Raw genomic sequence first — 21,578 nt, 5'->3', positions numbered from 1 at the left:
CCGTTTTTTTATTGTGCCTGTTCCCGCGCCAGCAGCGGTGCCGCAGCCTTTCTATTCGTGAGATAGACGCCGGTGACGACGATGACCGTTCCCAAGACCAGCGGCACCGTCAGAGGCTCGCCAAAGGCAATGAAGGCCTCGATCGCAACTGTCGGCGGCATGAGGTAGATGAGCGAGGCCGCACGCGACACCTGGCCACGGCGAATGAGATAGAGCAGTAGCCCGACGCCACCCATCGACAGCCCGAAGACCGACCAGATCAGCGCCGCGATCGCCTGTCGCGATCCGTCAAAGTGCATGTGTTCGAATGAGAGCATGAGGGGTACGGTGACGATCAGCGCCCCGACATACTGAAGCGTCGCGATCGTCTGCAGGTTTCCCGTCTGCAGATGCTTCTTCTGGTAAAGCGTTCCGTAGGTCACCGAGCACATGGCGATGAGGTTTATCGCCAGCGGCACAATGGCATGCGCCAGATTGGCCGTGGCGGGATCGAACAGCTTCGGCGATATGGCAATCGCAATGCCGAGAAAGCCGAGCAGCAGACCGAGCTTCTGCGTCGGCTGCAATCGCTCGCCGATCAGGAACGGCGCAGCCATCGCCGTCAGCAACGGCTGAAGTGCGGCAATGATCCCCGATATTCCGGCCGGAACGCCGTTCGCGATCGCCCACCAGAGACCGGCAAGATAGAAACCATGAAGAAAGAAGCCTGAGTAGATCGCCCGTAAAGCAAGCGCCCTTCCCGGCCATGACGCCCGCATTGCAGCACACAGCCCGAGAAACGCCAGCGCAGACAAGCTGTAGCGTATCGCCAGGAAGGTGAACGGCTCGGAGTGAATTGCCGCATACTTGGCGACGACCCAGCCGGTCGACCACAACAGGACAAAAATGGCGGGCGCAAAACGATCGAGCAACACGGACTACCTCTGGAACACGGCTGGCGCGCTGATAGCCGGACGGCGGGCGCTTCGTCAAAGGCGAAGAGTTGATGCTTACCTGAAGTTTCACTGATGCTTGCGGCGAGGCGGAAAATGGCGGCAGCGCGAAATTGAATCGAAACGAGAAGCAAAAACAAGCATCTGCTCACATTTTGGGCGAATGGCGGCGATTGACGAATGTTACCTTCACGCCAGATCTCGATGAATGCCCAGTTTTTTGGCTCTTTTGGCCATGCGGAAGGATTTTACGAATCTCGCCTTCGAACTGAGCATGGTTCTTGCATTGCTATTTGCGTTGTATTCAAATGAAGAAAAAAGGGGAGCCACACCTTTGGCATTTGATGAAATGATCATCGGGGACGAAAGTTCGCGTCAGCCATACGAGAAATACTTTGAGTGGTACAATAGCCAAGATCGAGCGCACCTGATTGCCAAGTCCCGCGACGCGGAAAACATCTTCCGGAAAACCGGCATTACCTTCGCGGTCTACGGACACGCAGACTCCTCCGAAAAGCTCATCCCCTTCGATATCATCCCCCGCATCATCTCCGCTCGCGAATGGCGCAAGCTCGCCCAGGGCATCGAACAGCGGGTCATCGCTCTCAACGCCTTCCTCGACGACATCTATCACAAGCAGGAAATCATCCGCGCCGGTCGCATCCCGCGCGAGTTGATCGAGCGGAACTCGACGTTCCTGCCGGAGATGATCGGTTTTCGCCCGCCGGGCGGCGTCTACACCCACATCGTCGGCACCGACATCGTGCGCACCGGCGAAGATCAGTTCTACGTGCTGGAAGACAATGCCCGCACCCCGTCCGGTGTCAGCTACATGCTGGAAAACCGGGAAACCATGATGCAGATGTTCCCCGAGCTGTTCCATGAGAACAAGGTGCAGCGGGTCGAGGACTATCCCTATCTCCTGCGCCAAAGCCTGGCATCGCTGGCGCCTCCCGGCTGCAAGGGCAAGCCGCGCGTCGCCGTGCTAACCCCCGGCATCTACAATTCGGCCTATTACGAGCACTCCTTCCTCGCCGACACCATGGGCGTCGAGCTGGTGGAAGGCTCGGACCTGCGCGTCATCGACGGCAAGGTGAAGATGCGCACGACCCGCGGCTACGAGGCGATCGACGTTCTCTATCGCCGCGTCGACGACGACTTCCTGGACCCGCTGACATTCCGCGCCGATTCAGCGCTCGGCATTCCCGGGATCATGGACGTCTACCGCTCGGGCAATATCACCATCGCCAACGCGCCGGGTACCGGCATCTGCGACGACAAGGCGATTTATTCCTACATGCCTGAAATCGTTGAGTTCTACACCGGTCGCAAGGCGCTTCTTGAAAATGTGCCGACGTGGCGCTGTTCGGAGGCTTCCAGCCTGAAATACGTGCTGGAACACCTGGAAGAGCTGGTCGTCAAGGAAGTCCACGGCTCCGGCGGCTACGGCATGCTGGTCGGCCCGACGGCCTCCAAGAAGGAACGCGCCGAATTCGCCGAAAAGCTGAAGGCGCGGCCGAACAACTATATCGCCCAGCCCACCCTCTCGCTCTCGACCGTCCCGATCCTCGTCAACAAGGGGATCGCGCCCCGCCACGTCGACCTTCGCCCCTACGTTCTCGTATCCGACAAGGTGCAGATCATTCCGGGCGGACTGACCCGCGTGGCGTTGAAGCAAGGCTCGCTGGTGGTCAACTCCAGCCAGGGCGGCGGCACAAAAGATACCTGGGTATTGGAGGACTGATGCTCGGAAGAACTGCAAACGGACTCTACTGGATGTTCCGTTATATCGAACGTGCCGAAAACATCGCGCGCCTCATAGACGTCGGTCTGCGCATGTCGCTCACCCGAAGCGGTGCGGGAGATGACGATTGGGACGGCGTGCTTCAAAGCGCGGGCGTCCGGGAAGCCTACGACGAGGGCCGCGGCAAGCTGACAGGCGCCGATGCGATCGACTACCTGCTCAGGGATCGCTCGAACCCGTCGAGCGTGCTCTCTTGCGCCGATTTCGGTCGCAACAACGCCCGCATGGTACGCACGGCCCTCACCCGCGAAACCTGGGAAGCGACCAACGAGCTTTGGATCGAGCTCAAGGCACTCCTGTCCAAGCGGTTGAAGGCCTCGGAACTGCCCGAGGCAATCGACGTCATCAAGCATCGCGTCGGCGTGATCCGTGGGGCATTCCACGGCTCGATGCTGCGCAACGAGCTCTACAACTTCGCCCGTATCGGCACCTTCATCGAGCGCGCCGACAATACGAGCCGCATCCTCGACGTGAAATATTATGTCCTGCTGCCGGCGGTGTCGGCGGTCGGCACCTCGATCGATAACGTGCAGTGGGAATCGATCCTGCGTTCGGTCTCCGCGCACCGCTCCTACAGCTGGGCCTACGACGGCGAGTATCGCGCGACGAACATCGCCGACTTCCTCATCCTGAATGGCCAGATGCCGCGTTCGCTTGCCTATTGCTACGAGAAGATCGTCAGCGAACTCGGCTATCTCGCCAAGGATTACGGCATGCGTCTGCCGGCTCACGATACGGCGGATGCCATTCACAAGACGCTGAAGACCAGCGCGATCAAGGATGTGATGGATCAGGGCCTGCACGAATTCCTCGAGGATTTCGTCACGCGCAACAACCAGCTCGGCATGGAAATTTCCGACGGTTATCGATTCTACGTATGAGCGGGTCATGAGATGAGACTGAAGATTAGCCATGTCACCGAATACCGCTACGACGAGCCAGCCGCCTTTTCGCTGCAGCGGCTGCGTCTGACGCCACCCACGATCGCCGGGCAATCCGTCTATGACTGGGCGCTTCATGTCGAAGGCGCCAAGCCGGAGGTGGAGTACGACGACCAGTTTGGAAACCACATCAATCTTGTCTCGCTCGAAGGCGAACAGCGCGTGACGCGCATCGTTGCCGAGGGCGAGGTCGAAACCGAGGACCGCAACGGCGTCATCGGACAGCACACCGGTTTCTGCCCGCTCTGGCTGTTCTTGCGCGACACACCCCGCACCAAGCCGGGCAAGCTTGTCCGCGAGCTGATCAAGGGGATCACGGGCGAAAACGATCTGGCGCGCATGCATGCGCTGATGGCCGCGATCCACGAAACGGTCGAATACCGCCCGGGTACCAGCGACACGGAAACGACGGCCGAGCAGGCGCTGGAGAAGAAGAGCGGCGTCTGCCAGGATCACGCGCATATCTTCATCACCGCGGCGCGGACGATGGGCATTCCAGCCCGCTATGTCTCCGGCTACCTGATGATGGAAGAGAAGATCGAGCAGGCCGCAACGCATGCATGGGGCGAGGCCCACATTCCGGGACTTGGCTGGGTCGGCTTCGATCCCGCCAACAAGATCTGCCCGGATGCGCGTTACGTCAGGATGGCAACGGGCCTCTGCTATCGCGACGCCGCCCCTGTCTCCGGCATGCGCATCGGTACGCCAGGCGAAAAGCTGACGGTCACCGTAAAGGTCGAGGAACAGGGGCAGATGCAAAGCCAGAGCTGATGGCCGCGCCCCTGAAAATTCTTGGCTTTTTACAACAACCGTAAAAAGCAGTTTTATTTGCACGCGCACGCATCACTAGAGAAAATCCTCTATTTCGAAATAACGCGATCTTAATTTCGCCGTCCGATGTTGAGGACGGCGAATGCAGTTGCATGCGACTGCGGCGGTTTCGATGGAAATGATTTCAGGCTCGATGGCAATCGGGTCATCGGGACTTGGCTCTTGGGGGAAGCCGGCCATCTGCGTTGTACCTATCATCAGGCCTTTTCATGCCCCTCCTCATTGTCGACGACAGCAAATCGAGCCGCCTGGCGCTGGAAACTGCTGTGCGCAGCTTTGCCGCCTATGAGCTCGAGAGTTTCGGCGATCCCCTCGCCGCCCTGGAGCGCAGCCGCGACATCGATTTCGACCTCGTGCTGGTCGATTACATGATGCCAGGGTTGAACGGCGTCGACTTCATTCGACGCCTCAGGATGCAGCCCGGTTACGAGAGCGTCCCGATGGTCATGATCACCTCGCAGACAGAACGCTCCGTGCGTCTCGAGGCACTTGATGCCGGCGCCACCGATTTCCTGACGAAACCATTCGACCCGCTCGAGCTGCAGGCGCGCATTCTCAACCTCATGGCTTTGCGCAACGCCCAGGTCGAGCTTGCCGATCGGGCGCGAAGCCTCGACCTCGCCTTTCGCAACGCCAGCAGGCGCGCCGACATGCGCGAGCAGGAGATCATCTGGTGCCTCGCGCAGGCCATGGCCTCGCGCGATGGCAACACCGGCGACCATATCGAGCGCGTCGCCACTGTTGCCGAACTGATTGCGGAAGGCATTGGTCTGGACAGGCTGCAGCGCCGCAACATCTATCTGGCCGCACCCCTGCACGACATCGGCAAGATCGGCATACCCGATGCCATTCTGCAGAAGCCCGGCAAGCTCACCCCCGATGAGATAGACCAGATGCGCCAGCACGTGCCGATCGGTGTCGGCATCCTGCGCAACAGTTCCGCCGAGTTGTCGCGAGTGGCCGTCGCCATCATCGGCGGACATCACGAGAAATGGGACGGAAGCGGCTATCCGCAGGGCCTGAGCGGCGAGGAAATTCCGATTGAGGCCAGGATCGTTGCGGTCGCCGACGTGTTCGATGCACTATGCTCCGCCCGACCCTACAAGCCGGCGTGGTCACCGCAAAAAGCCTATGACGAAATCATTGCCTGCAGCGGAACGCATTTCGACCCCGCCTGCATCGCCGCCTTCCGGCGCAAGTGGTCGGCAATCCGCGCGCTTTTCGACGCCGAAGCAGAACCGGTCGAAAAACTGCCCGCGCCTGTCAACGCCTAGCTCCGGCCAGAGCGTAGCCTAGTCCTCAAAGCGGCTCGTCGCGTCGCGGTCGCGGTCGTATCGCCTCTTGAGCGGAAACGGCGGCAGCCACGCCTCGCGGCGGACCGTCCAGAGTTCGTAGGTCGGAATCAACTGGTCAGGCGCATCCAGCGATCCCAAGTTCACCTCGATCTCGTCACCCGTGCGCCCGAAAACCGGCGAGCCGCAGCGGGGGCAGAAGAACCGCCCTGCGTAATCACGCGTCTCACCATCGATCGTCACGGCATCCTCAGGAAATATCGCGGACGCGTGAAAAAGCGCCCCATGATGCTTGCGGCAATCAAGGCAGTGGCAGATGCCGACCCGGTAGGGCTGCCCCGACACCACAAATCGCACGTTGCCGCAAAGACAACCGCCCGTAAGCTCCATACCGCACCTCCTCCAAGCCAGGCACCTGAAGGTTTATACCGAGCGGCGCCCTCATTTCAATTTGCGCTGTCAGATCCAGGCAGCCGCGGTGGCCATCGCATCGCTTCTCGAGCAAGCCGAAGCTGCATCTCCGCCTTCTATCTGGCTCGGGACGCAACCGCCCACTCTTCGAGCATCAGGTCGATACCGATGAGAATAAGCCAAGTCACAATGCGGACACCATTTATAGGCGATTTATAAACTATAGAATCATCGCGGTAGTTGCGATCCATCCCCTGCTCACTCATCCTTCGTCAGTCTCTCAAAGAGAAGGTAGTGCGCATGCCAGAAATTCACTTGCCGCGCCTTGCCGTGCTGATCGATGCCGATAACGCGCCGGCGAAGATCGCGGACCGACTGTTCGAGGAGATCGCAAAGATCGGCGATGCGAGCGTGCGCCGCATATACGGCGACTTCGCCAATGCACGGTCGAAAGGCTGGATCGACGTGCTGGCAAGGCATGCCATCATCCCGCAACAGCAATTTGCCTACACGGTTGGCAAGAACGCGTCCGACATCACGCTTGTCATCGACGCGATGGATCTGCTCCACAGCGGCCGCTTCGATGGCTTCTGCATCGTCTCGTCCGACAGCGATTTCACCCGGCTTGCGTTACGGATCAGAGAACAGGGGATCGATGTGTTCGGCTTCGGCAACAAGAAGACACCCGAGAGTTTCCAAAATGCTTGCCGACGCTTCATCAACATCGAGAACCTGCATCTGCCCGCGACACCAACCACTGCCACCGGCGCACAACTGGCAGCCTCGTTACGACCACCGAGCGCTGCGACACCGATCATCCTGAAAGTCATCACCGAAATGGACAGCGATAACGGCTGGGTTGCGCTCAATGGCGTCGGCACACGACTTGTCCGACTGCCTTCCGGTTTCAGTTATCGGACGTACAATTCCAAGAACTTGAGTGACCTGATTCGCAAGACGAACGCCTTCGAACTTGATCAGGCAGACGGCAAGCTGCTGCGTATCAGAGCGAAACCGGCACGGCAAAAGACGAACTGATGGAAGCCTCCGCACCTAGCTCAATGGCTCGGACTCCTCGCGATCCGGTGCCCCCAATCGTCGCTCTGCCCAACAAAACCAAAAAAGGCGGAGCTTTCGCTCCGCCTTCTTCGTTAATCGCGCGATCGAAACCGAACGCTTAGTGGCTGTCCTTGCCCACGGCGCTGCCGCGGCAACCCTTGAGGAAGTCAAGGTCGGCGCCGGTGTCGGCACCCTGCACGTGCTGCTGGTGCAGCCAGGCGTAGCCGGAGGTCGGCAGGTCGTGCTGCGGCTTCCATTCCGCCAGGCGGCGCGCCATTTCCTCGTCGGAAATGTCGACATGCAGGCGGCGGTTCGGCACGTCGAGCTCGATCATGTCGCCGTTCTTGATGACCGCCAGCGGACCGCCGACAGCGGCTTCCGGCGAGGTGTGCAGAACGACGGTGCCATAGGCCGTGCCGGACATGCGCGCGTCGGAGATGCGCACCATGTCGGTGATGCCCTTCTTGAGCACCTTCGGCGGCAGACCCATGTTGCCGACTTCGGCCATGCCTGGATAGCCCTTCGGACCACAGTTCTTCATGACCATGACGCATGTCTCGTCGATGTCGAGATTGTCGTCGTTGATCTTCGCCTTGTAGTCGTCGATGTCCTCGAAGACCACGGCGCGGCCGCGGTGTGTCAGGAGATGCGGCGAAGCTGCCGACGGCTTCAGAACTGCGCCCTTCGGCGCGAGGTTGCCGCGCAGGACGACGATGCCGCCCGACTGCGTCAGCGCCTTTTCGGCCGGCAGGATGACGTCTTCGTTCCAGTTGACGACGTCCTTGACCTCGTCCCACATGGTTTCGCCCGACACCGTGAGCGCATCCTTGTGCAACAGGCCGGCTTCACCGAGGCGCTTCAGCACGACAGGCAGACCGCCGGCGTAGAAGAACTCTTCCATCAGGTACTTGCCCGACGGCATCAGGTTGACGATGGTCGGCACGTCGCGGCCGCAACGGTCCCAGTCGTCGAGCGTCAGGTCAATGCCGACGCGGCCAGCCATGGCGAGCAGGTGGATGACGGCGTTGGTCGAACCGCCGATCGCCGCATTGGTGCGGATGGCGTTTTCGAAGGCCTGCTTGGTCATGATGTCGGAAGGCTTCAGATCATCCTTGACCATCTGCACGATGCGGCGGCCGGTAAGCTGCGCCATGACCTTGCGGCGGCTGTCGACGCCCGGGATCGCAGCATTGCCCGACAGCGCCATGCCCAGCGCTTCGGCCATCGACGCCATCGTGGATGCGGTGCCCATCGTGTTGCAGGTGCCCGACGAACGGCTCATCGAGGCTTCTGCCTCGAGGAATTCGGCCTGCGTCATCTCGCCGGCCTTCACCATTTCAGAGAACTTCCACAGGTGCGTGCCCGAACCGACGCGCTCGCCGCGGAAATAACCGTTCAGCATCGGACCGCCGGTGACGACAATCGACGGCAGGTCGACGGAAGCAGCGCCCATGATCAGCGACGGCGTGGTCTTGTCGCAGCCGACCATCAGCACGCAGCCGTCCATCGGTTGGCCGCGGATCGCTTCTTCGACAGCGAGCGCCGCAAGGTTGCGGTACATCATGGCCGTCGGGCGGAACGTGTTCTCAGAAGCCGAAAATACCGGAACTTCCATCGGGAAGCCGCCGGCTTCCCACACACCAGCCTTCACCTTTTCGGCAAGCTCGCGCAGATGGCCGTTGCACGGCGTCATGTCGGACCAGGTGTTGAGGATACCGATGACGGGGCGTCCGTCGAACAGGTCGTGCGGATGTCCCTGGTTCTTCATCCAGCCGCGGTGATAGATCACGTCGCGGCTCGTGCCGCCGTACCATTCCTGCGATCGAAGTTTACGCGGCCATTCCGCTTTCTTGAACATTTTCTTCTGCCTTTTAAGGGATGTCGAGCCGCCCTCGTGACGGCCCGGATCACCAGTTGGTCGTCAAGCCAGCGTGTAGCTGGTTTTAACAATTGTGTAGAATTCTGCCGCGTACTTGCCCTGCTCGCGCGGGCCGTAGGACGAGCCCTTGCGCCCGCCGAACGGAACGTGGAAATCGACACCTGCCGTCGGCAGGTTGACCATCACCATGCCGGCCTCGGCATTGCGCTTGAAGTGCGTCGCGTGCTTCAGGCTCGTCGTCGCAATGCCGGAGGAGAGGCCGAACGGCGTGTCGTTGGCCGTCGCCAGCGCCTCTTCGTAATCCTTGACCCGGATAAGAGAGACGACAGGTCCGAAGATCTCCTCGCGCGAAATACGCATCTCGTTGGTCGCTTCGGTAAAGAGCGTCGGCTGCAGGTAGAAGCCGGGCGTCTCGCGGCTGATGAGCTCGCCGCCAAAGGCCAGCTTGGCGCCTTCTTGTTTGCCGATCTCGATGTAGTCGGTGTCGGTCTTCAGCTGTTTCTCGTCGACGACAGGACCGATATGGGTTCCCGCCTTCAAGGCGTTGTCCACCACAAGGGTCTCGAGCTTTGCCGTCAGCGCCGCCACGAACTTGTCGTGGATGCCTTCGGTGACGATCAGGCGCGACGAGGCCGTGCAGCGCTGGCCGGTTGAGAAGAAGCCGGAATTGGCGGCGGCCTCGACGGCAACGTCGAGGTCGGCATCATCAAGAACCACCATCGGGTTCTTCCCGCCCATCTCCAGCTGGAACTTGCGGTTATGTTCGAGCGAGGCAGCGGCAACGCGCCGGCCGGTGCCCGTCGATCCAGTAAAGGTGATCCCCGATACGTCGGGGCTGTCGAGCATGGCCTGGCCGACGACCGAGCCCTTGCCCATGACGAGGTTGAGCACGCCTTTCGGCAGGCCCGCGCGATGCAGGATGTCGACGATCGCCCACGAGCAGGCAGGAACCAGTTCCGCCGGCTTGAAGACGACGGTGTTGCCATAACAGAGCGCCGGCGCGATCTTCCAGGCCGGGATGGCGATCGGGAAGTTCCAGGGCGTGATGATGCCGATCACACCGAGCGGGTCGCGGGTGATCTCGACGCCGATGTTCGGGCGCACCGACGGAATGACCTCACCGGCAAGGCGCAGGGCTTCGCCTGCGAAGAATTCGAAAATCTGGCTGGCGCGGATGGTTTCGCCGATCGCTTCGGGAAGGGTCTTGCCCTCTTCGCGGGCCAGCAGCGCACCGAGCTCGTCCTTGCGGGCCATGATCTCGTCGCCAGCCTTCTTCAGGATGACGTGGCGTTCCCAGATGCCGGAGCGAGACCATGCGGGAAAAGCTGCCTTGGCGGCGGCGATCGCGTTCTTCGTGTCTTCAGCCGAGCCATCGGCATAGAGACCGACGACTTCATTGGTATCGGACGGGTTGATATTCTCGGTCGCGTCCGAGCCGATCCATTCGCCGCCAATCAGGTTCTGATAAATGGTCATGGGCTGAAACAGCCTCCTCTACCGCTTATGAAAGAATGGCCGGACACGCATACGCGCCCGGCCATCAGAAACTCAGAGCTGCTTGACGACGATCTCTTCTTCAGCGTCGATCTTCAGCGGATTGCGCAGCGGCAGACCGAATTCGGCGACTTCGATTTCGAAGACATCGCCCTCTTCAGCCTTGATGCCTTCGGCGAACGACAGCGTCGCCGTGCCGAACATGTGGACGTGAACGTCGCCGGGCACACGGAACAGGCCGTACTTGAAGTGGTGGTATTCGAGGTTCGCGAAGGTGTGCGACATGTTCGCTTCACCGGACAGGAACGGCTTCTCGAAGATCACCTTGTCGCCGCGCTTGATACGCGAGGTACCGCGAATATCGTTCGGCGCAGCGCCGATGCGGATTTCCGGGCCGAAGCTTGCCGGACGCAGCTTGGAGTGCGCGAGGTAGAGGTAGTTGATCCGTTCGGTGACGTGATCGGAAAACTCGTTCGACAGCGCAAAGCCGATGCGGAACGGCGTGCCGTCCTGAGCGATGACATAGATCCCGGCCATTTCAGGCTCTTCGCCGCCATCGAGCGCGAAGGACGGAGAAACGAGCGGTGCGCCCGGTGCAGCGGAACCATAGCCGTTGCCCTTATAGAACCACTCGGGCTGAACGCCCTTTTCGCCGTCCTTCGGCTTGCCGTTCTCAAGGCCCATCTTGAACATCTTCATCGAGTCCGTGAGGGTTTCCTCGGCGGCCTCGGAGGTCTTCTTGTGCATGCTGTCGCGCGTTGCCGCCGAACCCAGATGCGTCAGGCCCGTGCCCGTCAGGTGCAGATGCGCCGCGTCGGGATGCGTCATCGGCGGCAGGAAGCGGCCTTCGGCGTAAGCCTTTTCGAGATCGACGGCATCGCCCAGGCCATGCGCTTCGATCACTGACACCAGCGACTTGCTGCCATTCGCGGCTTCCATTGCCAGCGCATAGACGCTGGCGGCGTTCTTGACGGCTTTCGCGGTACCGCCCGGCTCGCGCACGGCGACGATGACCTCTCCGTTCGAACCCTTGATCTGCGAAATAAGCACGGTCTTCATCCTTCTTTCGATAGCGCGGAATATGCTCCGCCGTTCCGGCTCCCGAAGGAGCCGGATGTGCAAGTTCATTTCACTGCGAATGCGTGGGCAGCGCCGAAGCGCTTAGCCCTTGTTCTTGTTGTAGACGTCGAAGAAGACGGCAGCGAGGAGCACGAGGCCCTTGACCATCTGCTGGAAGTCGATGCCGAGACCGACGATCGACATGCCGTTGTTCATCACACCCATGATGAACGCGCCGATGACGGCACCGGTGATCTTGCCAACGCCGCCGGATGCCGAGGCACCGCCGATGAAGCAGGCCGCGATAACGTCCAGCTCGAAGCCGACGCCGGCCTTCGGCGTCGCCGAGTTCAGGCGGGCCGCGATGATCATGCCGGCGAGACCGGCCAGAACGCCCATGTTGACGAAGGTGAAGAAGCTCAGGCGCTCGGTGTTGATACCCGAAAGCTTGGTAGCCTTTTCATTACCGCCCATGGCGTAGATGCGACGGCCGATCGTGGTGCGACGCGTGACGAAGGCATAGGCCGCGATAAGCACGAGCATGACGACGAGAACGTTCGGCAGGCCCTTGTAGCTCGACAGCTGGTAGCCGAGGAACAGGATAGCGACCGACAGGATGCCGTTCTGGGCCAGGAAGAAGCTCATCGGCTCGACATCGATGCCGTGGCTTTCGTTGACCTTGCGGCGGCGCCAGGCGAGATAGAAGAGCACGACGGTGCCGATCACGGTCAGAACCAGCGATGTCGAATGCAGCGGAGTGCCGGCGACGTCGATCATGTCACCCGGCAGGAAGCCGGTGGAGATGACCTGGAAATCCTTCGGGAACGGACCGATGTTCTTGCCACCGAGGACGAACAGCGTCAGGCCGCGGAAGACTAGCATGCCAGCTAGCGTGACGATGAAGGCCGGAATGCGGTGATACGCGATCCAGTAGCCCTGCGCAGCGCCGATGGCGCCACCGATGATCAGGCAGAGAACGCCCGCAAGCACGAAGTTCATCTGCCAGTTGACGGTCATGATAGCCGCGACCGCGCCGACGAAGGCGACGATGGAGCCGACCGAAAGGTCGATATGGCCGGCCACAATGACGAGCAGCATGCCGAGCGCCATGATGACGATGAAGGAGTTCTGCAGAACCAGGTTCGTCAGGTTGACCGGCTTGAACAGGATGCCGCCCGTGTAGAACTGGAAGAACACCATGATCGCGACGAGCGCGATGAGCATGCCGTATTCGCGGATGTTGGCGCGGATATAGTCGGCAACGGATACGACGTTGCTTTCCTCGGTGGCTGAAGGGTTGACCGGAGTCATTGTTTCTTCTCCCCTGAGCGCATGATAGCGCGCATGATGGTTTCTTGGCTCGCCTCTCCCTTTGGCAGTTCCGCAACGATACGTCCTTCATTCATGACGTAGATGCGGTCGCACGTGCCAAGCAGTTCCGGCATTTCCGATGAGATCATCAGAACGCCTTTTCCATCGGCGGCGAGCTGGTTGATGATAGTATAGATTTCGTATTTTGCACCGACATCAATACCGCGAGTGGGTTCGTCGAGGATCAGGATGTCAGGATCGGAGAACAGCCACTTGGACAGAACCACCTTCTGCTGGTTTCCGCCCGAGAGATTGATCGTTTCCTGGAAGATGCTGGAGCTGCGGATACGCAGCTTCGAGCGATAATCCGACGCAATCCTCGATTCCTTGATGGTGTCGATGACCGTGGCACTGGAGACGCCCGCAAGGTTGGCAAGCGTCGTGTTGTGAACGATGTTCTCGCCCAGCACGAGGCCGAGATGCTTTCGGTCTTCGGTCACGTAGGCGAGACCGGAGTCGATCGCCTTGCGAACCGTGCTGACATCGACTGCCTTGCCGTGCATCAAGACTTCGCCCGAAACCTTGTGACCATAGGACTTGCCGAAAACGCTCATCGCGAACTCGGTGCGGCCCGCGCCCATCAGCCCGGCGATGCCGACCACCTCGCCCTTGCGGACGTTGATGTTGATGTCATGCAGAACCTGGCGATCGCGGTGCTGCTGGTGGAACGCGTTCCAGTTCTTGACCTCGAGGATAGTCTCGCCGATCGGCACGGAGCGCGGCGGATAACGATCCGCCAGCTCACGACCCACCATGTTCTTGATGATGATGTCTTCGCTGATCTCTTCGGTTTGACAGTCGAGCGTCTTCACCGTCATGCCGTCGCGCAGGACCGTGATCTGGTCGGCGACCTTGCGCACTTCGTTGAGCTTGTGCGTGATGATGATCGACGTCAGGCCCTGGTTGCGGAACTCGATCAGGAGTTCGAGCAGCGCATCGGAGTCCTTTTCGTTGAGCGACGCTGTCGGCTCGTCGAGGATCAGCAGCTTGACGCTCTTCGACAGTGCCTTGGCGATTTCGACGAGCTGCTGCTTGCCGACGCCGATATCAGTGACGAGCGTTTCGGGCGATTCCTTCAGGCCGACCTTGCTCAGCAGTTCCTTCGTGCGCTTGAAGGCTTCCTGCCATGCAATGATGCCGTTCTTGGCGACTTCGTTGCCGAGGAAAATGTTTTCGGCGATAGACAGAAGCGGCACGAGCGCCAGCTCCTGGTGAATGATGACGATGCCGATCTCTTCGGAGTCCTTCAGGACCTTGAAGTTGCGGACGTCACCTTCATAGACGATCTCGCCGTCATAGGTGCCGGCGGGGTAAACGCCGGAGAGAACTTTCATCAGGGTCGACTTTCCGGCCCCGTTTTCACCCACCAATGCGTGAATCTCACCTTGTCGAACCTTGAGGTTCACATTCTCAAGCGCCTTCACGCCTGGGAACGTCTTGGTGATGTTCCGCATTTCGAGGATTGTATTGTCCATGGTCAACATCCAGCGCCAGCAGCCAAAAGGGGCGCGGCGATCATAAAAGTGAAGACCGGAACCCGCAAGAAGCGGGTTCCGGCCAACTTGGTACGATTACTTCAGCTGGTCAGCCTTGTAGTAGCCGCCTTCTACGAGGATCTTCTCGTAGTTGGTCTTGTCTACTGCAACCGGGGTCAGCAGGTAGGACGGAACGACCTTGACGCCGTTGTCGTAGGTCTTGGTGTCGTTGACTTCAGGCTCCTTGCCTTCCATCAGAGCGTTGACCATGCCGACGGTAACCTTTGCGAGGTCACGGGTGTCCTTGAAGATCGTGGAGTGCTGCTCGCCAGCGATGATCGACTTGACCGAAGGAACTTCAGCGTCCTGACCGGAAACGACCGGGAGCGGCTGATCGCCAGAGCCGTAGCCGACGCCCTTCAGCGACGAGATGATGCCGATGGACAGACCGTCGTAAGGCGACAGAACTGCATTGACCTTCGCGTCGGTGTAGTTAGCCGAGAGCAGGTTGTCCATACGAGCCTGGGCCGTTGCCGGATCCCAACGCAGCGTACCGACCTTGTCCATGCCGGTCTGGCCGGACTTTACGACGAGCTTGCCGCTGTCGATGTAAGGCTGCAGAACAGACATTGCGCCGTCATAGAAGAAGAAGGCGTTGTTGTCGTCCGGCGAACCGCCGAAAAGCTCGATGTTGAACGGACCCTTGCCATCCTTGAGGCCGAGGGCGTCAACGATGGAACCAGCCTGCAGAACGCCGACCTTGAAGTTGTCGAACGTCGCGTAGTAGTCGACGTTGCCCGAGTCACGGATCAGACGGTCATAAGCGATGACCTTGATGCCAGCGTCGTGGGCCTTCTGGAGAACGTCGGAAAGCGTCGTGCCGTCGATAGCGGCAATGACCAGAACCTTCGCGCCCTTCGTGACCATGTTCTCGATCTGAGACAGCTGGTTCGGAATGTCGTCGTCAGCGTACTGCAGGTCGGTCGAGTAACCGGCTTCCTGAAGCTGCTTGACGATGTTGTTGCCGTCGTCGATCCAGCGCGCGGACGACTTCGTAGGCATTGCGATACCGACAGTCCCCTTGTCGGCAGCCATAGCCGGCATAACGAACGACGCGACGCCGAAGGCCGCCGCTGCCATCAATGAGATAATGGTTTTCATATCTCTCTCTCCCTTAGTTAATAAACGCGCGGACGAAAAATCGCCCGCCCCGAAACTGTGGCAGGTTTCGTCTTGGATAATACTTCATATGGTGAGAAACGAAGTAGGTCTCCTCCACGCTCTCACGTGTTGAGTGCCAACCAGCACACGGCGGCAAACTGGTATGGATTCCTATAACTGTCAAATAGAATAACTGGCAAAAGGCATAACAAATTTGGTATATCGTTAAAAAGTATTACTTTTAATGGAACGCAGTTGGGAGGCTGCAACCATGGCGATTATTTCCGACCCCTCAGCGGTCGATCATGTGGATATCCAGACCGATATTTTTGGCGATGACGGCCTTTTGAGGTCGGGACTTAAGCTGAATCACCTGCGCATGATCGTCGCAATCGAAGATAGCGGGCAGATTTCGGCGGCTGCCGAGGCTCTGAACATTTCGCAGCCGGCCGCGTCGCGCATGTTGTCGGAAATGGAAACGATTCTTAAGACCTCTCTGTATGAGCGCGTCGCCCGCGGAGTAGTCCTCACGACCTTCGGCGCGGCCCTTGCCAGACGGGCCCGAAAGATCATGCTCGAGCTTCGCGAAGCAAGCCGCGAGATTGGCGAACTCAAGACCGGAAAAGGTGGTTCGGTGTTCATCGGAGCGGTGACGGCGCCGGCCATGAGCCTCGTCGTCCCGGCCATCAAACAGGTGCGGGGCGCGTTCCCCGGCATTGAAGTGAACATACAGGTCGAGACGAGCAACGTCCTTGCGCGCGAACTCCTCGCCGCCCGTCACGACTTCATCATCAGCCGGATCCCGGACGATCTCAATCCGCGGCTCTTCGAGGTCCAGGAGATCGGCATCGAGCGCGCCTGCCTCATTGTCCGCAGTGGTCACCCGCTTCTGAAGAAGAAGGTGGCGAGCCTCGAGGACCTGCCGCAGTACGACTGGGTTTTCCAGCCACCCGGCACGCTGCTGCGCAGAACCGTCGAGGATCTGTTCATCGGCCATGGCGTCCCGCTGCCGGAAAACATCGTCAACACATCGTCGCTGCTGCTGACCTGTGCGATCATCTGCCAGACGAATGCCATTGCGCCGATCGCCATAGACGTCGCCCAGTTTCTCGCCGCGCAACGATCGAGAGCGGCCGACGTCCGGATCCTGCCGATCGATTTCGAGATCAATGTCCGGCCCTACAGCCTGATCACCGCCAAGGAGCGCGCCCTGCCGCCAAGCGCAAGGCTGCTCTACGACATGGTTCTGGCCGAAAGCAAAAAGGTCGGCGGCATCTGACAAGTTCTGCTCCATGTTGACCGGTTCTAATGCCGCCCGTTGAAAGGAGCCGCACAGATGCTGTTTGGCCAATCGGTATTCCAGTCCGTGCTCAACCGCCTGAAAGCGGATGAGGACCTTGATGATGAAGCGATAGTAGTATCGCCCCGCATCCATGGGCTTCCGACCGGCCTCGCTTTCGACGTCATGGAAGGCATTTCTGTCGCCTCCGCCCAACCTGGCCAAGCTTATCTGGATAACCTCGAACCGGAGACAGTCGCGGTGATCGAGCCTGCGGCGATCGTCCCGCCTCCCCCGGAGCCCGAACCGGAGCCATCCATGCCGGCGCATCTCGCCCGGACGTCCCCGCAGGATGTCGCAGCCGAGCTCGCGATCTCGGCGCGTGACACTGTTCAGAGTCTCGGCGAAAAGCGGCGCTCGTTCGCAAAATCGAATCACCCTGACGGCGTGCACCCGAAATTCCGTGAGCCGGCGTCAGCGCGGATGACGATCGCAAACCTTTTGATCGACGAGGCGATACGGCGACTAAGCCGCTGACGGCAATTAATCCGCGTCCTTGGGGGTAGGCGTTTCCGGTGCTGCAGGCTCTTCCGCTACGGCGGGCGCTTCCGGCTCTGCGGCGGCCGGTGGCTTGTAGCTCCAGAACAGCATGTACACGGAATAGCAACCGGCACCGCCTGCCAGCACCGCCCAGAAGGGGTCGCCTTTGAAGGCCTCCACCAACGCCCAGCCGAAACAGACTGCCACGATCAGCATGCGCGCCCAGACCGGACGATAGGCGGGATGGTTCGGATCGATCAGCTGCATCTTGTTCCCATGTGTAAACCTGTCGAATGTCTTTAGGGTGGTTTCTGCAAATGTGAAAGAGCGACGGCTTGACGCCGCGCCCATTAAATGGAATGAAAATTCCAGAATAAGCTAAGTTCGGTTCATTCATTCCGAACCAAGGGAGGTTTTCATGACAGTCCGATTTGGTCTTCTCGGCGCCGGTCGCATCGGCAAGGTGCATGCAAAGGCCGTCAGCGGCGATACCAATGCCAAGCTCGTCGCCGTTGCCGACGCGTTTCCGCCGGCGGCCGAAGCGATCGCATCCGCCTATGGCTGCGAGGTCCGCACGATCGAAGCGATCGAAGCTGCCAAGGATATCGACGCGGTCGTCATCTGCACCCCGACCGACACCCATGCCGATCTGATCGAGCGTTTCGCCCGTGCCGGCAAGGCCATCTTCTGCGAGAAGCCGGTTGATCTCGACGTCGATCGAGTCCGGGCCTGCATCAAGGTCGTCGACGAGACCAAGGCAAAGTTGATGGTCGGCTTCAACCGCCGCTTCGATCCGCACTTCATGGCTGTGCGCAAGGCGATCGACGACGGCCGAATCGGCGACGTTGAAATGGTCACGATCACCTCGCGCGATCCGGGCGCCCCGCCTGTCGACTACATCAAGCGTTCGGGCGGCATCTTCCGCGACATGACGATCCACGACTTCGACATGGCCCGCTTCCTGCTCGGCGAAGAGCCGGTTGCCGTCAGCGCCACGGCCGCCGTTCTCGTCGACAAGGCGATCGGCGAAGCCGGCGACTACGACAGCGTTTCGGTGATCCTGCAGACGAAATCCGGCAAGCAAGCAATTATCTCCAATTCCCGCCGCGCTACCTACGGCTACGACCAGCGCATCGAGGTGCATGGCTCGAAGGGCATGGTATCGGCCGAGAACCAGCGCCCCGTTTCCATCGAGGTTGCCAACGGCGAAGGCTACACCCGCCCGCCGCTGCATGATTTCTTCATGACCCGCTACACCGAAGCCTATGCCAACGAAATCGCAAGCTTCATCGCAGCCATCGAGAAGGGCGCCAAGATCTCGCCCTCCGGCGCCGACGGCCTGGCAGCACTCGCCCTTGCGGACGCGGCGGTGCAGTCCGTCAAGGAAGGCAAGCTCATCAAGATCGGCTGACGGCCCTCTCCCGACCGAAAGCCAACTGTGAAATGGCCGGGCCCCTACCCGGCCATTTCTCGTTTCATCAAGATGATGCGCCATGAAATGCACGACTATTCGCCTGCCTGCGTGCCGGACATGACCAGTTCCTGATCGATAACCGACAGCGCCCTTTCCAGGTGTCCTTCAAAGACGAGGATCGACTCGTCCGCCACGACACGGATTTCCGGCATCCCCTCCATCCGCACCACATGCGCCTGGCCGAGCCCCTCTTCGATGCCCTGCCGCAACAGGTCATAATAGCGGGTTCCGGGACCTGTGATCGCGATCGGCATGCGTTCCGTCAGGCTGAGCAGACGCGAAAGCCCGTTTCCAAGCGCGATGCCGGCCTGCCTGAAGGCGAAGGACGACATGCGATGCCCGTGGCGGGCTTGCGCCGCAATCTTGTCGAGTTCGGCAACCGGCACGAACTTCGCCGGGATCGTGTCGAGCGGCACCTCGAAGGCCATGCGCAGAATGGCATAGAAGCCGGCATAAGCCTCGATGCACCCCTTGCTGCCGCAGCGACAAAGACCGCCATTCGCCATGTGCAGCATATGTCCGAAGTTCGGGGCCGAGATTTCCCGCTCCCCCGGCCCGGTGCGCCTGACAATGCCGAGCCCGATGCTGTGCCCGAGCGACAGCGCGGCAAGCGAGCGAAACTCGGCCGGCCTCGCATTCTCCTCATGCGCGCCGAGCGCGGCTGCGACAAGCTGCGTCTCGTTGCCAAGGATGATCCTAGCTTGCCAGGCGGGCCGAAGAGCCGATTCGAAATCGATCTGATCGCCACCGAAGATCGGCGACCACACGAGCACGGGATCGGTGGCATGCACCAGTCCCTTGCTGCTGATGGAGATCAACAGCACCTTCTCCTGCGGAAGTTTCGAGCGCGAGAGAATGCGTGCAAGCCCGTCCTGGACGGAGGCGACAAACCGCTCGGCGCCCGCCGGATCATGCGACCGTTCCTCGCTGAACCGGTCGATCAGCTTGCCGGCATAATCGACCAGCGAATACTGCACGCCATCCGATGAAATGACCACGACGATGAGATAGCCGCAGTCGCGCCGCTGCCGAAACAGCACCCGCGGACGCCCTCGTCCGCTGGCCGATTGCTGCTCGGATTTCTCAATGATCTCAGCCTTTTCCAGGTCGGCGGTAATGGCCGAGATGGTCGCCGAGGACAGCTTCGTGAAGTCCGCAATTTCGGTATGCGCCAGCGCGCCGTGTCTGCGAAGCGCTGACAGCACGAGCACGCTGTTTCTCTGCCGGACCAACTCCGTGCTCGACTTGGTCAGCATATATGCCGGCCCTCTCCCCCTCGCATTCCGCCCTCGTTCACACCGTATCTCCAGCAACCTTTCCGCGCAGAAAATTAAGCTGGTAGTGCGGTGTTGACAGTTGAAAAAATCTCTGACACTAAATTTCTCGACTGTCGAGAAAATAATTTGAACCTTCTCGTCAGCGAACCGCGGCGGCCGGAGGAACCACTGGCTGGGGCTGGCCGCAATCCACTCGGGAGGACATTATGAAGTCAATTTTGAAGCTGATGGCAGGTGCTGCCATCCTCGTATCGGTGCATACCGCCGCAATGGCTGCCGACCTCGTCGTCGGCGTTTCCTGGTCGAATTTCCAGGAAGAGCGTTGGAAGACCGACGAAGCCGCCATCAAGAAGGCCCTCGAAGCCAAGGGCGCAAAGTACATTTCCGCTGATGCACAGTCGTCTGCCGCAAAGCAGCTCACCGACGTTGAATCGCTGATCTCGCAGGGCGCAAACGCCCTCATCGTTCTCGCTCAGGACAGCGACGCAATCGGTCCTGCTATCGAAAAGGCTGCCGCTGAAGGCATTCCTGTTGTCGGCTACGACCGCCTGATCGAAAACCCTGCTGCCTTCTACATCACCTTCGACAACAAGGAAGTCGGCCGCCTGCAGGCTGAAGGCGTCTTCAAGGTCAAGCCTGAAGGCAACTACGTCTTCATCAAGGGCTCTTCTTCCGACCCGAACGCGGACTTCCTGTTCGCCGGCCAGATGGAAGTCCTGAAGGCTGCTGTTGACGCAGGCAAGATCAAGAACGTTGGCGAAGCCTACACCGACGGCTGGCTGCCGCAGAACGCTCAGCGCAACATGGAACAGTTCCTGACCGCCAACAACAACAAGGTCGACGCCGTTGTTGCTTCGAACGACGGCACCGCCGGCGGCGCTGTGGCTGCTCTCGACGCACAGGGCATGGCAGGCACCGTTCCGGTCTCCGGCCAGGACGCCGACAAGGCTGCTCTGAACCGCATCGCGCTCGGCACCCAGACGGTTTCCGTCTGGAAGGACAGCCGCGAACTCGGCAAGCGCGCTGCTGAAATCGCGCTCGACCTCGCTGGCGGCAAGACCATGGACAAGATCGACGGTGTAACCACCTTCGATGGCGGCCCGAAGAAGGTAAAGATGCAGTCGATCTTCCTGAAGCCGCAGGCAATCACCAAGGACAACCTGAACGTCGTCATCGACGCCGGCTGGATCTCCAAGGCTGAAGCTTGCCAGGGCGTAAAGGCCGGCAGCGTCAAGGCTTGCGACTAATCCTCGCCAGCTGAACCAACACACCGGCGCCGTGGCGATCTCGCCGCGGCGC

At 60.2% G+C, this 21,578-nt stretch carries 19 protein-coding genes; 9 read left to right on the top strand and 10 right to left on the bottom strand.

The features are described from left to right. Positions 1 to 8: 8 nt before the first annotated feature. Positions 9 to 914 (bottom strand): DMT family transporter, encoded by a 906-nt coding sequence (locus A6U87_RS08595; RefSeq protein WP_065690841.1) that lies wholly within the window; start codon positions 912 to 914, stop codon positions 9 to 11. A gap of 352 nt (positions 915 to 1,266) precedes the next feature. Here A6U87_RS08595 and A6U87_RS08590 point away from each other — a divergent pair, with 352 nt between their 5' ends. From A6U87_RS08590 to A6U87_RS08570, 4 genes are all read left to right on the top strand, one after another. Then, a complete protein-coding gene (locus tag A6U87_RS08590) occupies positions 1,267 to 2,676 on the top strand; it encodes a circularly permuted type 2 ATP-grasp protein (protein WP_065690951.1) in 1,410 nt (469 codons plus the stop codon). After that, positions 2,676 to 3,617 carry an alpha-E domain-containing protein gene (locus A6U87_RS08585; protein ID WP_065690840.1) on the top strand — a complete coding sequence of 314 codons (942 nt, stop codon included), beginning with the start codon at positions 2,676 to 2,678 and terminating at the stop codon, positions 3,615 to 3,617. Before A6U87_RS08590 ends, A6U87_RS08585 begins: the two co-directional genes overlap by 1 nt. A 12-nt stretch (positions 3,618 to 3,629) precedes the next feature. Then, the gene (locus A6U87_RS08580) at positions 3,630 to 4,448 is read left to right on the top strand and encodes a transglutaminase family protein (RefSeq protein WP_065690839.1); all 819 of its coding nucleotides are present in this window, start codon (positions 3,630 to 3,632) and stop codon (positions 4,446 to 4,448) included. 269 nt (positions 4,449 to 4,717) lie between these two features. After that, positions 4,718 to 5,782 carry an HD-GYP domain-containing protein gene (locus A6U87_RS08570; protein ID WP_065690837.1) on the top strand — a complete coding sequence of 355 codons (1,065 nt, stop codon included), beginning with the start codon at positions 4,718 to 4,720 and terminating at the stop codon, positions 5,780 to 5,782. Between the two features lie 18 nt (positions 5,783 to 5,800). Here A6U87_RS08570 and A6U87_RS08565 read toward each other — a convergent pair whose 3' ends face one another. Next, entirely contained in the window at positions 5,801 to 6,190 is a 390-nt protein-coding gene (locus A6U87_RS08565) for a GFA family protein (RefSeq protein ID WP_065690836.1), read from the bottom strand. A 321-nt stretch (positions 6,191 to 6,511) separates the two neighbouring features. Here A6U87_RS08565 and A6U87_RS08560 point away from each other — a divergent pair, with 321 nt between their 5' ends. Then, on the top strand, positions 6,512 to 7,249 hold the full coding sequence (locus tag A6U87_RS08560; RefSeq protein WP_065690835.1) for an NYN domain-containing protein: 738 nt from the start codon (positions 6,512 to 6,514) through the stop codon (positions 7,247 to 7,249). A gap of 139 nt (positions 7,250 to 7,388) precedes the next feature. Here A6U87_RS08560 and araD read toward each other — a convergent pair whose 3' ends face one another. The 6 genes from araD to chvE all read right to left on the bottom strand — a co-directional run bounded on the left by araD (position 7,389) and on the right by chvE (position 15,709). After that, on the bottom strand, positions 7,389 to 9,128 hold the full coding sequence (gene araD / locus A6U87_RS08555; RefSeq protein WP_065690834.1) for an L-arabinonate dehydratase: 1,740 nt from the start codon (positions 9,126 to 9,128) through the stop codon (positions 7,389 to 7,391). A 63-nt stretch (positions 9,129 to 9,191) separates the two neighbouring features. Beyond that, positions 9,192 to 10,625 (bottom strand): aldehyde dehydrogenase family protein, encoded by a 1,434-nt coding sequence (locus A6U87_RS08550; protein ID WP_065690833.1) that lies wholly within the window; start codon positions 10,623 to 10,625, stop codon positions 9,192 to 9,194. A 72-nt stretch (positions 10,626 to 10,697) separates the two neighbouring features. Then, positions 10,698 to 11,693: an AraD1 family protein gene (gene araD1, locus A6U87_RS08545; protein WP_065690950.1), complete on the bottom strand. Its 996-nt coding sequence runs from the start codon at positions 11,691 to 11,693 to the stop codon at positions 10,698 to 10,700. Between the two features lie 111 nt (positions 11,694 to 11,804). Beyond that, entirely contained in the window at positions 11,805 to 13,013 is a 1,209-nt protein-coding gene (gene mmsB / locus A6U87_RS08540; protein ID WP_065690832.1) for a multiple monosaccharide ABC transporter permease, read from the bottom strand. After that, positions 13,010 to 14,548: a multiple monosaccharide ABC transporter ATP-binding protein gene (mmsA, locus tag A6U87_RS08535; protein ID WP_065690831.1), complete on the bottom strand. Its 1,539-nt coding sequence runs from the start codon at positions 14,546 to 14,548 to the stop codon at positions 13,010 to 13,012. The genes mmsB and mmsA overlap by 4 nt, the downstream gene beginning before the upstream one ends. A gap of 96 nt (positions 14,549 to 14,644) precedes the next feature. Then, positions 14,645 to 15,709, bottom strand: a complete 1,065-nt coding sequence (chvE, locus tag A6U87_RS08530) for a multiple monosaccharide ABC transporter substrate-binding protein (protein WP_065690830.1) — start codon at positions 15,707 to 15,709, stop codon at positions 14,645 to 14,647. Between the two features lie 271 nt (positions 15,710 to 15,980). Here chvE and A6U87_RS08525 point away from each other — a divergent pair, with 271 nt between their 5' ends. Both A6U87_RS08525 and A6U87_RS08520 read left to right on the top strand, forming a co-directional pair. After that, the gene (locus A6U87_RS08525) at positions 15,981 to 16,988 is read left to right on the top strand and encodes a LysR family transcriptional regulator (protein ID WP_065690829.1); all 1,008 of its coding nucleotides are present in this window, start codon (positions 15,981 to 15,983) and stop codon (positions 16,986 to 16,988) included. 57 nt (positions 16,989 to 17,045) lie between these two features. After that, positions 17,046 to 17,525: a hypothetical protein gene (locus A6U87_RS08520; protein WP_065690828.1), complete on the top strand. Its 480-nt coding sequence runs from the start codon at positions 17,046 to 17,048 to the stop codon at positions 17,523 to 17,525. Positions 17,526 to 17,531: 6 nt separating this feature from the next. Here A6U87_RS08520 and A6U87_RS08515 read toward each other — a convergent pair whose 3' ends face one another. Next, positions 17,532 to 17,795, bottom strand: a complete 264-nt coding sequence (locus A6U87_RS08515; RefSeq protein WP_065690827.1) for a hypothetical protein — start codon at positions 17,793 to 17,795, stop codon at positions 17,532 to 17,534. A gap of 151 nt (positions 17,796 to 17,946) precedes the next feature. Here A6U87_RS08515 and iolG point away from each other — a divergent pair, with 151 nt between their 5' ends. After that, the gene (iolG, locus tag A6U87_RS08510; protein ID WP_065690826.1) at positions 17,947 to 18,939 is read left to right on the top strand and encodes an inositol 2-dehydrogenase; all 993 of its coding nucleotides are present in this window, start codon (positions 17,947 to 17,949) and stop codon (positions 18,937 to 18,939) included. A 95-nt stretch (positions 18,940 to 19,034) separates the two neighbouring features. Here the strand turns inward: iolG and A6U87_RS08505 are convergent, their stop codons facing one another. Then, a complete protein-coding gene (locus tag A6U87_RS08505; RefSeq protein ID WP_065690825.1) occupies positions 19,035 to 20,258 on the bottom strand; it encodes an ROK family transcriptional regulator in 1,224 nt (407 codons plus the stop codon). 227 nt (positions 20,259 to 20,485) lie between these two features. Here A6U87_RS08505 and xylF point away from each other — a divergent pair, with 227 nt between their 5' ends. Further along, positions 20,486 to 21,526: a D-xylose ABC transporter substrate-binding protein gene (xylF, locus tag A6U87_RS08500; protein ID WP_065690824.1), complete on the top strand. Its 1,041-nt coding sequence runs from the start codon at positions 20,486 to 20,488 to the stop codon at positions 21,524 to 21,526. Positions 21,527 to 21,578 lie beyond the last annotated feature (52 nt).

The organism is Rhizobium sp. AC44/96, from assembly GCF_001692185.1.
GTDB lineage: Bacteria > Pseudomonadota > Alphaproteobacteria > Rhizobiales > Rhizobiaceae > Rhizobium.
This window is presented reverse-complemented; position numbering and strand designations above follow the sequence as displayed.